We start from the raw sequence: 13,765 nt of genomic DNA, 5'->3' as shown, positions 1-13,765 counted from the left end.
AATAAAAAGAGATCGTCTATGGATGTTCGCAGCCTCGGCTACGTAGTGATTGAGTCCACCGACCCACAGAAGTGGCTTGAATACGGCACTGATATTCTCGGCTTGATGGTGGCATCCGGCATGCCCGATGACGCCGTATACCTAAAAATGGACGAGCGCCCCTTTCGTTTTGCGATTGTGAAGGGCGACGCCGATCGCCTGCAGTGCTGCGGCTGGGAGCTGCGTGACAAGGCCGACTTTGACGCTGCGTTGGCGGATCTGGACAAGGCGGGCGTGGCCTTTGAAAAACTGACCGCCGACGTGGCACATGCGCGCCGGGTGAAAGAGCTGGTGCGCCTGCAAGATCCATCAGGCAACACCCTCGAGCTTTACTGGGGCGGCCAATTGGATTTTGCCAAGTTTGTTTCGCCCCAGGGTATTTCCGGTTTTGAAACCGGCCTCAACGGCGATATGGGCTTTGGTCACGCGGTGTTGCCCGCCACAAAACTGGCGGAGACCCACGCGTTTTACAAAGACTTATTGGGCTTTGGCGACAGCGATTATATGCACTTTAAGTTCTCCCCGGACCCGGACGACCCCGGCCAAGGGCTGCACTTTATGCACGTCAACAACCCGCGCCACCACAGCCTGGCGCTGTATGAAGATCAGGCCAATCCGGTGGGCTGCGTCCATCTGATGGTGGAGGTTAAAGACGTTGACGAGGTGGGTTATTGCCTGGACCGGGTCGAGGCGGCCGAGATCCCCATCGTCTCCAGCCTGGGGCGTCACACCAACGACCGCATGCTGTCTTTCTACATGGCCACGCCCGCCGGCTTCGCGCTGGAATTTGGCACCGGCGGCCTGCAAGTAGATTGGGACAACTTCACGCCAACGGTGACAACCCTGCCCAGCATTTGGGGCCACAAGTTTTCGATGCCCGATGCCGAGTAACCGATTGTCATCGCTGACAGAATAACGACAGGAGAGCTGTAATGACTGCCGCAGTAGCAACCGACACCCAAAACACCGCAAGCTTTGAGCAGATGCTGGCCGGCATCAAGGCCATGCAACCCAAACTGCGCGAGCGGGCCCCCGAGACCCGTGAGATTCGCAAAGTGCCCCAAGCCAGCATCGACGAGCTGCAGGATCTGGGCTTCTTCCTGACTCTGCAACCCAAGCGCTACGGCGGCTATGAGTTTACTCCCCAGCAGTTTTTCAAAATGCAGATCGCACTGGCAGAAGCCTGCATGTCCACCGCCTGGGCCAGCGGCATTATCGCCGTGCACGCCGTGCAAATCGCCATGATGGATGATCGCGCCCAACAAGCGGTGTGGGGCGATTCCATCCACACTCGCGTGTCATCCTCTTACGCGCCGCTGGGCAAAGTCACCAAGGTCGACGGTGGTTTTAAACTGAGCGGTCGCTGGGGCTGGTCCAGCGGTTGTGATCACTGCACCTGGGTTCTCTTGGGCGCCATTGTGCCGGAAGAGGGCTACCGTACCTTCCTGATCCCCCGCAGCGATTACCAGATTATCGATACCTGGCAGTCCATGGGCCTGGAAGGCACCGGCAGTAACGACATCGTGGTAGAGGACGTGTTCGTCCCCGACTACATGACCCACAAGCAGAGCGACGGTTTTGCCGGCACCAACCCCGGTCTGGCTGTTAACGACGCGCCGCTGTACCGCCTGCCCTGGGCACAGAGCTTTATCCGCGTGGTCTCCACGCCCGCCATCGGCGCCTGTAAAGCTGCCGTAGACCTTTACAAGCACGCGGTGCTCAACAAAGCCAGTGGCGACCCCACCAAACTGGCCGGCGACACTCAAGTCGTCGAGCGCATTGCCGGCGCCCTTAACGGCATCGACGAGATGGAGTCACTGCTGTTCCGCAACTTTGACGTGATGATGGGCCAACTGGAGCGGGGCGAGGAAATTCCTCTGGAAGACCGCATCCGCTATCGCCACCATGCGTCGCTGGTGATCACCAAGAGTATCAACATCATCGACTCACTCTTTGAAGTGGCCGGTGGTCAGTCAGTGTTTAACAACAGCGAAATCCAGCAGCGCTTCCGGGATGTACACACCGCCCGGGCTCACGTGGCCAATAACCCCACGGCCTTTGCCCGTAACTTGGGTGGCGTGACGCTGGGTATGGATAATGGCGATTTCTTTGTGTAATTGATTTAGGAGCGGTGAGCTAGAGCCGGGGTATGAAATTACGCGGCTCTACCATATCTGTTTGTACTAGCAAATAGACATTGATCTTTGCTTCTGTACCGGAGATATCTGGAGGAAAAGCTTTTAAGTCTGGGCCTCCAGATACTAAAGTGTTCCCCGGGTAACAAATGTAATGCCGAATGAGGCGGCAGTGGAGTCTGCTTTATCAAATGCTGCATCGTCGAAGATCCCTCTACCAAGTGCCCAATTAACCCCAGCTCCAAATTGGCGAGTAAAAAACCAGACGTGAGTGCCTGACAACGACCACATTATTGCCCCTGTACTCTGCTCATAACTAAGCGAAATTCGGCCGAAGCGTTGTTCTGAATCTTTCTCTATAAAAAGCGCTGCATTTGAAGCGCTGGAGAATGTTTCGTTATTTTCGGAGTAGCTCAGCCTGGCACCCCAATAACGATACCGGTCGTAATACGACATTGGGGTGCGATAACCCAACAAGAGCGAGTAAACCGAGAAGTCTTCCTCGACATCGAAAGTTATGTCGTCCATCTCGATTTTATCGAGTGTCGCGAGAGTGTAACCTGCTCCGCCGAAAACCCCTTGTTTAGACTGAAACGTCAAGGATGTGGGTACTAAGTGGGTTTGTTCTCTGTAAACCTGGCCAGAATCATCTTCTATTTCAAGGGTATAAAAGCTAGCACCTGTAGTGAACCTTATTTTGCTGCTTTCGTATTGATCTGCAATGCATGGCGTGCAGACTGACATGACGGCGACGGCATACTTGAGGTAGTTCAGATTCATCTGAGTGCATCCTTGCTACTATAGTTTTTGCGTATGGAGTTACGGTTAGATCTAAATGAGCCCATTGATCATGCAAGATACTTCTCGGTAGTAGCCTGAGGAATACGAATGTGTACTTAGGCTTTGTGAGGCATAAGTGCTGAACTATGCGCGTAACAGAGCGCTAAAATTAAGAAGCAGCAAGAGGGGAGGGGCTTGCAACTAGCGTTTTATCTATTAAATTCTATTGACGTCCCCTTTTAGGAAAGTTGATAGGATAACGTTTCTTCCTACCAGCTAGATCTGGCTCAAGCGAGCTAGCCCCCAGTCGAATGCTATCGCGAAGCGGTGTAGTATTGACCCTAAGCCCCGCTAGAGGGCAAATCTTTCTATCCTCACTGTTGTAAGGTTCCAGCCATGATGCGCCGTACTAAGATTGTGGCCACCGTGGGTCCGGCTTGTGACTCCCGGGAGCGACTGGGCGAGATGATCGCCGCTGGTGTTAATGTATTTCGATTGAATTTTTCCCACGGTAAGGGCGAGGAGCACCGCGCCCGGGCCAGTTTGATTCGCGAGCTCGCGGCGGAGCAGGAGCGCTACGTCGGCCTGTTGGGGGATTTGCAGGGCCCCAAGATCCGCCTGCGGACGTTGGCTGAAGACCCGGTCACTCTGAGTGAGGGCGACGAGCTGATTCTGGATACCCGTTTGGCAGACGGGGAGGGCGATGCCACCCACCTTGGGGTGGACCACGAGCCCCTGGCCCGCAGTGTTAGCGCCGGCGATACCCTGCTGATCGACGACGGTCGCTTTCGGTTGACGGTGTTGTCGGTTGACGGTGAGGCGGTGCGCTGCCGTTCGGAGAGTCGCGGTAAGCTGCGCTCCCGAAAAGGCATTAACCGCCTTGGCGGCGGGCTGTCGGCGCCGGCGCTGACTGAAAAAGACCTGGATGACATTCGTCACGCCGCCACCATGGACCTGGATTTTATTGCGGTGTCCTTTCCTAGCTGCGCCGAGGATATCCACGATGCCCGCAAGAAATTGCAGGCGGCGGGCTGTCACGCCCAGATCATCGGCAAGATCGAACGCGCTGAGGCGGTAGCTGAGGACGATCACCTGGACGAGCTGATCCGCGCCTGCGACGGCGTGATGGTGGCTCGGGGCGATTTGGGCGTAGAAATCGGCGACGCCGGTTTGATCGGCCTGCAAAAGCACATCATCAAACGTGCACGGGTACTCAACAAGCCGGTGATCACCGCCACGCAGATGATGGAGTCGATGATCACCAGTCCGCTGCCCACTCGGGCGGAGGTCTTCGATGTGGCCAACGCGGTTTTGGATGGTACCGATGCGGTGATGCTGTCCGCCGAGACCGCGGCGGGGGATTACCCGGTGGAAACGGTCAAGGCCATGGCTCGCAACTGTGAAGGGGCGGAGCTCTATCCCTCGGCGCGCAAGTCCAGTTACCGTTTGGAGCGCACCTTTGAGTCGGTGGAGGAGACCCTGGCAATGAGCGCGGTCTACGCCGCCAACCACCAGAAGGGGGTCAAGGCCATTGTGTCGATGACCGAGACCGGGCGCACAGTACTGCTGATGTCGCGGCTGACCTCGGGCATTCCCATCTTCGCCTTTAGTCGCCACCCGGAGACCTGCAATCGAGTGAGTTTGTATCGCGGCGTGTTTGCGGTGCCATCCCACACGGCCGATCCGGCGATTGACGACTGCGTTGCCGAGATTAAAGAGCTGGGGCAGGTCGAGACGGGCGATTTAATTCTGGTCACTCTTGGCGACCAAGTTGGTGTGGATAATCACACCAACTCTTTAAAGATCGTTAGAGTTCCTTAATGCGGTAGCCGCTCAGCGGGCGGAGTTGCTGTCGTGCTCCGCATTGGCCGCGCCCAGGAAGGCCGGTTTCTCACCGCCGCCGTGGAGTTTGATTTCGGCGCCGCTGATGTAGCTGGCCAGGTCACTGGCCAAAAATACACAGGCATCGCCGATATCCTCTGGCACCGCCATGCGGCCCAGCGGCACGGTGGCGGATACCGCGGCAATGCCGTCTTCATTGCCGTAGTGGAGGTGGGATTGCTCGGTGCGAATCAGCCCGCCAATAATGCTGTTCACCCGCACCTTGGGTGCCCACTCTACCGCCAGGCTGGTGGTGAGGTTGAGCAGGCCCGCTTTGGCGGCCCCATAGGCAGCGGTGCCGGGGGAGGGCCGCACTGCGCTCACTGAGGCGATATTAATAATCGCGCCACCGCTGTCTTGTTGTTGCATCACCTTGTTACAGGCTTGGGCAAAGTTGAGGGGCGCCAGCAGGTTGAGGCGAATAATGGCCTCGGAGAAGCGGGGCGAGGCGGTGGCGGCATCCGCAGCCGGGGCGCCGCCGGCGTTGTTGACTAATATGTCGATGCGGCCATAGTCCTTGGCCACTTGCTCGATAAAATGCTCAGTGGCCTCTGGGTCGCGAACGTCCAGCGCGTGGAACTCGGCCACGTTGTCGCCGACCGCGGGCAGTGACTCCGGCTCGCTGCGACCGCAAATCACTACCTTGGCACCGTGTTCGAGAAAGCGCTGGCTGATTCCCCGGCCAACCCCTTTACCGCCGCCGGTGACGATGGCGACTTGGCCAGTGAAATCCAGCCTTTCGTTATTTCCCATTATTATTCCTGCCCCTGACTTCTGAGTTCTGTGACCCTTGGCCCAGCGAGCCCGGCGATTTTTTGCCAAGCTTATTGAGAAGTGCGCCTAAGCCAACATGAATTGTTGGAGAGCTTAGCGGTTGGTGGCAAATAAGCTCAATAGTCGATATGGAGGGCTAAAGTCGCATTTCATTCGTGGCCACGACAGCGCAAAATAGCGTCTACACTTTACATAAGGCCCGATGCTCCGGGAACAGCAACCGAATGAGTCAGATTACACAGTTACATTTGCAGGCCCTGCCGGACTTTCCGCTGGTGTCCCCAGGCGACGATATCGCGGCGTTGATCGTGGCGTCCTTGTCTGCGGCAGAGGCCAGGCTGGAACCCGGCGATGTGCTGGTAGTGGCACAAAAGATTATCTCCAAGGCGGAGAATCGCTACGCCTACCTCAATGAGGTGGAACCCTCCGAGGAGGCCAAGGCTTTGGCAGCCAAGTGCGACAAAGACCCCCGGCAGATGGAGTGGGTGCTGCGGGAATCCCGGGAAGTACTACGACAGGTACCCGGCGTGGTGATTGTTGAGCATCGCCTGGGCTATGTGCACGCCAACGCGGGCATCGATCGCTCCAATATCCTCAGCGATGAGGACAATCCCCGGCTGCTGCTGTTGCCGGAAGACCCGGACGACAGCGCCCGCCGTTTACGGGCGGACCTGCAAGCGCTGACCTCCGTGGCGCCCTACATCATTATCAATGACTCGGCGGGGCGGGCCTGGCGCAACGGCACTATGGGCTTTGCTTTAGGCACTGCTGGCTTTGCGCCGGTGGAGAACCGGATTGGCCAGACCGATCTCTACGGTCGCCCTCTGGAGGTGACCGAGGTGGCGGTGGCAGATGAGTTGGCTGCAGCGGCGTCATTCTTGATGGGGCAGGCCGATGAAGCGGCACCGGTGGTGTTGCTGCGGGGTGCCAAACTCAGTGAGGCGGACTGCGGTTCGCAATCCTTAATTCGCGATCGACAGCGGGACTTATTCAGATAAATGGCAGGGTTTAACGGCAAGATACTGGCTCTAAGCGGTGGTGTGGGTGGCGCGAAGCTACTTCACGGGCTCGCCGAAGAGCTACCGCCCGAGCAATTGACTGCTGTGGTCAATACGGCGGATGACTTCGACTTTTGGGATCTGCGCATCTGCCCCGATCTCGACTCCAACATGTATGCCTTGGCGGCCCTGAATGATCAGGATCGCGGCTGGGGCATGGAGGATGAAACCTGGCGAACCATGGTGGCGATGCGCCGTTTGGGCGGCGAGACCTGGTTTCAGATGGGCGACCAGGACCTGGCCACCCACCTGTATCGTTCCATGGAGTTGAGAGCCGGGAAGAGCCTGACCGAGGTCACGGCCTATATGTGTCAGCACCTGGGGGTGGAACACCGCTTGTTGCCAATGTGTGAGGAGCCGGTGGCCACCGAGGTGCTTACCGATCGGGGCACCATGGAATTCCAGGAGTACTTTGTGCGGGAGCGCTGTCAGCCCAGTGTGCAGTCGCTGCGTTTTCGGGGTATTGAGCAGGCCAGCTTGAATCCCGCGATTGCCGATTACCTGGCTGACAGTGAGTTGGCCGCCGTGGTGATTTGCCCCTCCAACCCCTTCCTGAGTGTTGACCCGATTCTGTCGGTGCCGGGCTTCCGCGAGGCTCTAAGTGATAGCGGTGTTCCGGTGGTGGCGGTGGCCCCCATCGTTGCCGGTAATGCCGTGAAGGGGCCGCTGGGCAAAATGATGGCGGAGCTGGATATGCCTGCCAGTGCCAGTCAGGTGGTGCGTTACTACCAGCAGCGCCACGGTGACCTGATCGACGCTTATTTGCTGGATCAACAGGACAGTGGCCTGGCGGAGGACATCATCCAGATGGGGGTCGCCGTTACCGAGGCCGACACTATGATGACGGATATGGCGGCAAAACGTCGGGTGGCGACGGCGGTTCTCGAGCTGGTTGAGCAACTGACTTCGCGCTAATTATTGGCTGCCCCCTTCTCGCTTAACCTTGTCGCTTAATCTAGTCGCTTAAGCTTGTGATAATAATAAGTAAGGACCATTACTATGGCAGTTTATGCAATCAGTGGCGCCGCCACTGGCATTGGCGCCGCGATCGCTGGACAACTGCAACAGCGCGGTGACCGGGTTATTTCCATCGATTTGCGCGACGCCGATATCTGCGCCGACCTGGCCACAGACGAGGGCTGTCAGCAGGCAATAGAGGGTGTAAGAGCACTTGCAGCACAGGGGCTGGATGGGATCATTCCCTGCGCTGGCCTGGGGCCATCGGTAAAGTCGCCCTCGCTCATTGCCCGGGTCAATTACTTTGGCGCCACAACACTGGTCGAAGGTTTGGCGGATGTACTGGTGGACGGCGGAGTGGTGGCGATGATTGCCTCCAATTCTGCCGCCATGGTGCAGAGCTCCCCCTATACTGAAGCGCTGATCGCCGGCGACGAGCAGACCGCCTGCGAGCTGGCCGATGCCGCTGATCCCTACAGCGCCTACGCAGGCTCCAAGTTAGCCTTGTGCGGCTGGATGCGTCGGCAGTGCCCGGAGCTGGCCCGCCGCAACATCAGAATCAATGCCGTTGCCCCGGGGATTGTGGCAACCCCCCTCACCGACAGCGTAATGAGTGACCCCGACCTGGGGCAGGCCATGAAGGACTTTGCCGCCAGCGTGCCTTTGGGTAAGGTGGCCCAGCCCCAGCAAATTGCCGATGTGGTGCTGTTCCTACTGAGCACCGGCGCGTCCTATATGTCGGGCTCAGTGTTGTTTGTCGACGGTGGTTATGACGCCGTGCTCAGGCCCGACGCAATCTAGCAGGTTGTTGATTTCCTATCTGCGTTGCCACTGCGGCGTTGATAACGGGCTCAAATCGGTCATTTATCGTGTATAAACTCCCTCATTTCGCCCGTTTTCGCCTTGCATTGGCTGCCTCGAAAACGGAAATCAACAACCTGCTAGGCTTTTACCCGATCTGGCGGGCCGGTTTTGTTGCCCAGGGCCAGACCGTGGATAATGCGCGCTTAGTCATCATCACGGTTTAGTCATGCAAGCACTCCTTGCCCCTCTGCTGCCGGTTATGTTGCCGGTGTTGCTGTGTGCCATGCTGGGCGCACTGTGGGCGCGATTCCGCCAGCCTTTCGATCAGGAATTTGTGCGCCGCATTGTTACCTGGGTCAGTGCGCCGGCGCTGATCGTCGGTACCTTTAGTGATATGACCATGCCGGCGACGGAGATGCGCTCGGCGCTGGTGGCGAGTGTGGTGTTGCTGCTGTTTGGCGGCAGCTTTGCGGCGCTGTTTTGCCTGCTGACCCGGCAGTCGCTGCAGAGTTTTCTGGTGCCGCTGACCTTTGGCAATTTCGGCAATATGGGCTTGCCGCTGTGCTTGTTTGCCTTTGGCGAGGCGGGCTTAGCGCTGGGGCTGGCGGTATTTCTGGTGACCACTCTGTGCCACTTCTCGTTGGGGGTGGCGATACTCAATGGCCGAGCCGCTGGCCGGGCGTTACTGCAATCGCCGATTTTGTACTCGGGGGTCGTCGCGGCGTCGATGTTGATGCTGGACTGGTCACTGCCGCCATTTTTACAAAATACTGCCGATATTCTCGGCAGCATGTGTATCCCTCTGATGCTGCTGACGCTGGGGATTTCACTGAGCAGTTTGCGGGTGTCGTCGGCGGGCCTGTCGCTGCTCTACGCCGTTGCTCGTCTGGGCCTGGGCTTGCTGGCGGGGCTGACCACGGTGTGGGTGCTGGAGCTGGAAGGCGTGTTGCGTCAGGTGGTGCTGTTGCAGTCGGCCATGCCGGCGGCCGTCTTTAACTACCTGCTGGCGGTTCAGTACCGGCGGGAGGCCGATACCGTGGCGGGGATTGTGGTGATGTCCACTCTGCTGAGTTTTATCACCATCCCCGCCTTGCTGCTTTATCTGGGGGTTGAGTAGGTGTGGAGCAGGAGGGTGGACAAGCGGTACCCACCCAGTCCGGTCAGCGGATAATGATCATCTTCTTGATGCGGGCGATTTCGCTTTCCAGCTTTTCGTAGATGGCCTTCACATCGACCTCGGCGCCGACACTGACCCGGCTGCTGATCTGGGTGACCGGAAAAATAAACTCATCCTTGGTGGGCACCTCCAGTGCTCTGCTACGGCCCTTTTTGTCGCTGTAGACCACCCAGCGCAGACTGTGCTCCCGCTGCAGGTATTCCCCCATAATGATGCCCATGGCCTGCAGTTGGGTCAGGTTGTCCTTATCAATCAGGTGGCGGTCCAGCATGGTTTGCATCAATTGCAGGTCGCTGTCCCGGCCCTGGCCAAAGCTGCGCCCCAGTGAGCGCCTGGCATTGTCGTTGAGCTGGTCCTTGGCCTTGTCCATAAATTGCTGGTCGAGGGGGGTTATCGGATCTACTCGCCACTGCTGGGCGTGGGCCGACAGGCCCAAGGTCAGCAACAGCAGGCACAGAATGGACGTTATCGGGTTGATACGCATGATTAGACCTCCGTGGCCGGGAACAACATCGCGTTTCACTAATGAAAGATTATATCTTCTTTGACCCCGGTGCAGTGACGGGGTTTCCTATTGTTGTGGTCGCGGGCCTCCAATGTTGCGGTGACTGCCGCTATGGCGGCGATTGTCTCTTGAGCTGGGCATCGCGGGCCAGTACCATTGGCGGCTTGCAAAATTTCTGGAGACATCGGCATGATTTCGGGCAGCATCGTCGCAATCGTAACGCCCATGCACGCGGACGGCAGCATCGATTGGGAAGCCCTGTCGCGACTCATCGACTGGCACGTTGAGCAGGGCAGTGACGGCATCGTCGCCGTCGGCACCACAGGCGAATCCGCCACACTGGCCATGGATGAGCACAAGATGTTCATTAAGGCCTGCGTCGACCAGGCTGCGGGTCGAATGACCGTGATTGCCGGCACCGGTGCCAACTCCACCTCTGAAGCCATCGAGTTGACCGAAGTGGCCCGGGAGGTCAACGCCGACGCCTGCCTGCTGGTGACCCCCTATTACAACAAGCCCACCCAGGAAGGTCTGTACCAACACTTTATGGCCATTGCCGACGCGGTGGACATTCCCCAGGTGCTGTACAACGTGCCCGGTCGGACTGCCTGCGATATGCAAAATGCCACCACGGTGCGCCTGGCTGAGCACCCCAATATCGTCGCCATTAAGGATGCCACTGGCGATGTGGCCCGGGGTCGGGAACTGATTGAGGCCGTTGGGGACAAATTGGCTGTACTGTCTGGTGATGATGCCACTGCCATGGAGCTGATGCTGGCCGGCGGCAAGGGCGATATTTCGGTCACCGCTAACGTGGCGCCGGCAGCGATGAAAGCCATGTGCGATGCCGCCATTGCCGGTGATCGCGCCGCCGCCGAGGCCGCCAATGCGCCACTGCTGATGCTTCACGAGCGGCTTTTCGTAGAGGCCAACCCCATCCCGGTAAAATGGGCACTGGCGGAAATGGGCATGATGGAAAACGGTATTCGTTTGCCCATGACCCCCTTGAGCGAAGGCGCCCAGCCTCAGGTCCGCGAAGCACTGCGGCATGCGGGGTTGCTTAAATAAATGAAGGATTCTATGGGTAAGCGTAGTGTGACCCGTTTTGTCGTGCTGCTAAGTGCCGTGGTTCTGTCGGCCTGCGGCGTATTTCGTGACCGCTCCGACGATTACCGGCGGGCAGAGCTGAGTAAACCACTGGATCTGCCGCCGCAGATGCAATCTGAAGCCCTCGGCGACGAGTACGCGGTGCCGGGAATAGCCGGGCATCAGCGCTTGAAAGGCGAGTTTAACGCGCCGCGCCCTGAGCCACTGGCCAAAAATGTCGGCCAGTCTGAAGTGCGGATTCAATCGCTGGGCGACAATCGCTGGATTCTCTTGGACGGTGCACCCAACCAAGTGTGGCCCCGGGTTCGCGCGTTTCTCGATCGGGTGGGCCTCGACGTGGCTGATATCAACGTTGAACAGGGCATTATCGAAACCCAGTGGCGGGATGCCGAGCAGGTACAAGGGCAGGAGCGCTTCCGTTTTCGTTTAGAGCAGGGGGTGCAGGTGGGCACCAGTGAAGTTCACACCCTGGTACAGACCGGCGCCGCCGGCAAGCCCTGGCCACAAAACTCCACTGACAAAGACCGTGAGCGCCAGGTTGTTAAAGTGTTGGCTCAGTATCTGGCCAATGAAGAAGCGGCAGGTACCGTGTCGATACTGGCCAAGCGCAAGGGCCGGGAGCTGGGCAAAATCTTCTTGGAAGGCGAGGGTGACCAAACTTATATTCGCCTGAAGGACCTGTCTTACGACCGTGCCTGGGCGGCACTGGCACTGGCCCTGGAAAAATCCGGCTTTGAAATTGAAGAGGCCCACCAGTCAGTCAATAAACTGTGGCTCAGCTACTTCGACCCGGAAAAAAACCGCCCCGGTTTCTTGCGCCGTCTATTTGGCGCTGAGCGCAAGTATGTCGCCCGCTATGTGGTGGAAATGCGTCCGGTCAGTGATAGTGAGCACCTGATTTTCCTCAACTTCCAGAAGGGCCGTCGCCTGCCCGAGGAAAAACGCCAGGACATTCTCAACCGGGTCATGGGTTATCTGCATTGAGCCTTCGCTTCGCCTCATTGGGAAGTGGCAGTAAAGGCAACGGTACCCTCGTTGCCACCGCCGACAGCTGCGTGCTCGTGGATTGCGGGTTCACCTTAAAAGAGACCCGCCGCCGCCTGGAGCGGCTGGGTGTGGCGCCGGAACAACTGTCGGCAATACTGGTTACCCACGAGCACAGTGACCATATTAAAGGCGTGCTGCCGCTGGCCAAGAAGTACGAGCTGCCGGTGTTTACCAGTTTTGGCACCGCCGAGTACGGGGAAATGCGCAGCACGCCCTGGTGGCGCTGCCTGTCACCCGGTGACAGTGAGGAAATTGCCGGTATCGATATACAGGCAGTCCCGGTGCCCCATGATGCCCGGGAACCCTGCCAGTTTGTGTTTCGCCATCGTTCCCGCAGCCTGGGTTTGTTGACCGACCTGGGCAGCGTGACGCCAGTGGTCAGGCAGCACTATGCCGAATGCGACGCGTTGGTGTTGGAGTGTAATCACGATGTACCGATGCTAGAGGCCGGCCCCTATCCGCCTTCCCTGAAGCGTCGAGTCGGTGGCGACTGGGGCCACTTGAATAATGGCCAAGCGGCGAGTTTACTGAGTAGCTGTGAGATCGAGCGTCTTCAGCATTTGGTGATGGCGCATCTCAGTGAGCAAAACAATACACCGGCGCTGGCGCGCTCTGCGATCGAGCCTCATATGCAAAGCAGTGAGGCCTTGCTGAGCGCCGATCAGGAGGCCGGTTTCGACTGGCTCGAGATAGCCTAATAAGTTTGCGCGGGCAGTGCGCCCGCCTTGAATGGAAAACACCATGGAAAAACGCGAAGAGTTGTATTCTGGTAAGGCCAAATCGGTATTCAAAACCGATGATCCGGATCGCTATGTACTTGCCTTCCGCAACGACACCTCGGCATTTGATGGGGTCAAGGTCGAGCAGCTTGATCGCAAGGGCATGGTCAACAACAAGTTCAACGCCTTTATCATGGCCAAACTGCAGGCAGCGGGGATACCCACCCATTTTGAGTCCCTGTTGGGAGACACCGAGTCGGTGGTCAAGCGTCTGGATATGCTGCCCATTGAGTGTGTGGTACGCAATTATGCCGCCGGTTCGCTGGTCAAGCGCCTGGGCGTAACAGAAGGGCAGGCACTGACGCCGCCGACTTTTGAGACTTTCTTAAAGGATGACGCCCTGCACGATCCGATGATCAATGAGTCTCACATCCGCAGTTTTGGCTGGGCCACCGACGAACAGATGGCACGTATGAAGGCGTTGACTTACCAGGTTAACGATGTGCTCAAAGCGATGTTCTTGGACGCCGGTATGTTGCTGGTGGACTACAAGCTGGAATTTGGCGTCTACAACGACGGTGAGATTTACCTGGGCGATGAGTTCTCCCCCGACGGGTGTCGGATCTGGGACAAGGACACCCGGGAAAAACTCGACAAGGATCGCTTCCGCCAAGATTTGGGCAACGTGGTGGAATCCTATGAACTGGTCGGTCGCCGACTGGGCATCGACTTTGATGCCTAATCTCGCCGAGATCCAAGCTAGACGAGACCCAGGCTAGACC

Annotated in this window: 14 protein-coding genes; 11 read left to right on the top strand and 3 right to left on the bottom strand. The window is 58.0% G+C overall.

Annotation, left to right across the window (positions count from 1 at the left end; translation table 11 throughout):
* The first annotated feature begins 18 nt into the window (after nucleotides 1-18).
* Both I6N98_RS10755 and I6N98_RS10750 read left to right on the top strand, forming a co-directional pair.
* Nucleotides 19-930 carry a VOC family protein gene (locus tag I6N98_RS10755; protein WP_198568366.1) on the top strand — a complete coding sequence of 304 codons (912 nt, stop codon included), beginning with the start codon at nucleotides 19-21 and terminating at the stop codon, nucleotides 928-930.
* A 41-nt stretch (nucleotides 931-971) separates the two neighbouring features.
* Complete coding sequence (locus I6N98_RS10750; protein ID WP_198568365.1) at nucleotides 972-2,156, top strand: acyl-CoA dehydrogenase family protein; 1,185 nt, start codon at nucleotides 972-974, stop codon at nucleotides 2,154-2,156.
* Nucleotides 2,157-2,300: 144 nt separating this feature from the next.
* Here I6N98_RS10750 and I6N98_RS10745 read toward each other — a convergent pair whose 3' ends face one another.
* Nucleotides 2,301-2,954, bottom strand: coding sequence for a hypothetical protein (locus I6N98_RS10745; RefSeq protein WP_198568364.1), 654 nt, complete (start codon nucleotides 2,952-2,954; stop codon nucleotides 2,301-2,303).
* Between the two features lie 396 nt (nucleotides 2,955-3,350).
* Here I6N98_RS10745 and pyk point away from each other — a divergent pair, with 396 nt between their 5' ends.
* The gene (gene pyk / locus I6N98_RS10740; RefSeq protein ID WP_198568363.1) at nucleotides 3,351-4,775 is read left to right on the top strand and encodes a pyruvate kinase; all 1,425 of its coding nucleotides are present in this window, start codon (nucleotides 3,351-3,353) and stop codon (nucleotides 4,773-4,775) included.
* 12 nt (nucleotides 4,776-4,787) lie between these two features.
* On the opposite strand, the gene I6N98_RS10735 is transcribed toward pyk, so the two are convergent.
* Nucleotides 4,788-5,588: an SDR family oxidoreductase gene (locus tag I6N98_RS10735; RefSeq protein ID WP_198568362.1), complete on the bottom strand. Its 801-nt coding sequence runs from the start codon at nucleotides 5,586-5,588 to the stop codon at nucleotides 4,788-4,790.
* A 245-nt stretch (nucleotides 5,589-5,833) separates the two neighbouring features.
* Between I6N98_RS10735 and cofE the strand changes: the two genes are divergently transcribed.
* The 4 genes from cofE to I6N98_RS10715 all read left to right on the top strand — a co-directional run bounded on the left by cofE (nucleotide 5,834) and on the right by I6N98_RS10715 (nucleotide 9,545).
* Complete coding sequence (gene cofE / locus I6N98_RS10730) at nucleotides 5,834-6,607, top strand: coenzyme F420-0:L-glutamate ligase (RefSeq protein ID WP_232787310.1); 774 nt, start codon at nucleotides 5,834-5,836, stop codon at nucleotides 6,605-6,607.
* Nucleotides 6,608-7,582 carry a 2-phospho-L-lactate transferase gene (gene cofD / locus I6N98_RS10725; protein ID WP_198568361.1) on the top strand — a complete coding sequence of 325 codons (975 nt, stop codon included), beginning with the start codon at nucleotides 6,608-6,610 and terminating at the stop codon, nucleotides 7,580-7,582.
* Between the two features lie 84 nt (nucleotides 7,583-7,666).
* Nucleotides 7,667-8,425: an SDR family oxidoreductase gene (locus I6N98_RS10720; protein WP_198568360.1), complete on the top strand. Its 759-nt coding sequence runs from the start codon at nucleotides 7,667-7,669 to the stop codon at nucleotides 8,423-8,425.
* A gap of 229 nt (nucleotides 8,426-8,654) precedes the next feature.
* Nucleotides 8,655-9,545 carry an AEC family transporter gene (locus I6N98_RS10715; protein ID WP_198568359.1) on the top strand — a complete coding sequence of 297 codons (891 nt, stop codon included), beginning with the start codon at nucleotides 8,655-8,657 and terminating at the stop codon, nucleotides 9,543-9,545.
* 43 nt (nucleotides 9,546-9,588) lie between these two features.
* On the opposite strand, the gene I6N98_RS10710 is transcribed toward I6N98_RS10715, so the two are convergent.
* Entirely contained in the window at nucleotides 9,589-10,089 is a 501-nt protein-coding gene (locus tag I6N98_RS10710) for a DUF3806 domain-containing protein (protein ID WP_198568358.1), read from the bottom strand.
* A 210-nt stretch (nucleotides 10,090-10,299) separates the two neighbouring features.
* On the opposite strand from I6N98_RS10710, the gene dapA reads away from it, so the two are divergent.
* Genes dapA through purC form a run of 4 tightly spaced genes read left to right on the top strand, consistent with a single transcriptional unit; the run spans nucleotide 10,300 to nucleotide 13,725 of the window.
* The gene (gene dapA / locus I6N98_RS10705) at nucleotides 10,300-11,178 is read left to right on the top strand and encodes a 4-hydroxy-tetrahydrodipicolinate synthase (RefSeq protein WP_198568357.1); all 879 of its coding nucleotides are present in this window, start codon (nucleotides 10,300-10,302) and stop codon (nucleotides 11,176-11,178) included.
* 12 nt (nucleotides 11,179-11,190) lie between these two features.
* Nucleotides 11,191-12,201 carry an outer membrane protein assembly factor BamC gene (gene bamC, locus I6N98_RS10700; protein WP_198568356.1) on the top strand — a complete coding sequence of 337 codons (1,011 nt, stop codon included), beginning with the start codon at nucleotides 11,191-11,193 and terminating at the stop codon, nucleotides 12,199-12,201.
* Nucleotides 12,198-12,962, top strand: coding sequence for an MBL fold metallo-hydrolase (locus I6N98_RS10695; protein ID WP_198568355.1), 765 nt, complete (start codon nucleotides 12,198-12,200; stop codon nucleotides 12,960-12,962). Before bamC ends, I6N98_RS10695 begins: the two co-directional genes overlap by 4 nt.
* A gap of 43 nt (nucleotides 12,963-13,005) precedes the next feature.
* Nucleotides 13,006-13,725, top strand: a complete 720-nt coding sequence (purC, locus tag I6N98_RS10690; protein ID WP_198568354.1) for a phosphoribosylaminoimidazolesuccinocarboxamide synthase — start codon at nucleotides 13,006-13,008, stop codon at nucleotides 13,723-13,725.
* Nucleotides 13,726-13,765: the final 40 nt, after the last annotated feature.

The sequence above is a fragment of the Spongiibacter nanhainus genome (genome assembly GCF_016132545.1).
GTDB lineage: Bacteria > Pseudomonadota > Gammaproteobacteria > Pseudomonadales > Spongiibacteraceae > Spongiibacter > Spongiibacter nanhainus.
The sequence above is the reverse complement of the archived record's forward strand: the minus strand, read 5'-3'. Positions and strand labels throughout refer to the sequence as shown.

What these genes read in the sequence shown, in the direction of transcription:
- I6N98_RS10755 (WP_198568366.1), top strand. Translation starts at nt 19, where the DNA reads ATGGATGTTCGCAGCCTCGGCTACGTAGTGATTGAGTCCACCGACCCA.
- I6N98_RS10750 (WP_198568365.1), top strand. Translation starts at nt 972, where the DNA reads ATGACTGCCGCAGTAGCAACCGACACCCAAAACACCGCAAGCTTTGAG.
- I6N98_RS10745 (WP_198568364.1), bottom strand. Translation starts at nt 2,954, where the DNA reads ATGAATCTGAACTACCTCAAGTATGCCGTCGCCGTCATGTCAGTCTGC.
- pyk (WP_198568363.1), top strand. Translation starts at nt 3,351, where the DNA reads ATGATGCGCCGTACTAAGATTGTGGCCACCGTGGGTCCGGCTTGTGAC.
- I6N98_RS10735 (WP_198568362.1), bottom strand. Translation starts at nt 5,588, where the DNA reads ATGGGAAATAACGAAAGGCTGGATTTCACTGGCCAAGTCGCCATCGTC.
- cofE (WP_232787310.1), top strand. Translation starts at nt 5,834, where the DNA reads ATGAGTCAGATTACACAGTTACATTTGCAGGCCCTGCCGGACTTTCCG.
- cofD (WP_198568361.1), top strand. Translation starts at nt 6,608, where the DNA reads ATGGCAGGGTTTAACGGCAAGATACTGGCTCTAAGCGGTGGTGTGGGT.
- I6N98_RS10720 (WP_198568360.1), top strand. Translation starts at nt 7,667, where the DNA reads ATGGCAGTTTATGCAATCAGTGGCGCCGCCACTGGCATTGGCGCCGCG.
- I6N98_RS10715 (WP_198568359.1), top strand. Translation starts at nt 8,655, where the DNA reads ATGCAAGCACTCCTTGCCCCTCTGCTGCCGGTTATGTTGCCGGTGTTG.
- I6N98_RS10710 (WP_198568358.1), bottom strand. Translation starts at nt 10,089, where the DNA reads ATGCGTATCAACCCGATAACGTCCATTCTGTGCCTGCTGTTGCTGACC.
- dapA (WP_198568357.1), top strand. Translation starts at nt 10,300, where the DNA reads ATGATTTCGGGCAGCATCGTCGCAATCGTAACGCCCATGCACGCGGAC.
- bamC (WP_198568356.1), top strand. Translation starts at nt 11,191, where the DNA reads ATGGGTAAGCGTAGTGTGACCCGTTTTGTCGTGCTGCTAAGTGCCGTG.
- purC (WP_198568354.1), top strand. Translation starts at nt 13,006, where the DNA reads ATGGAAAAACGCGAAGAGTTGTATTCTGGTAAGGCCAAATCGGTATTC.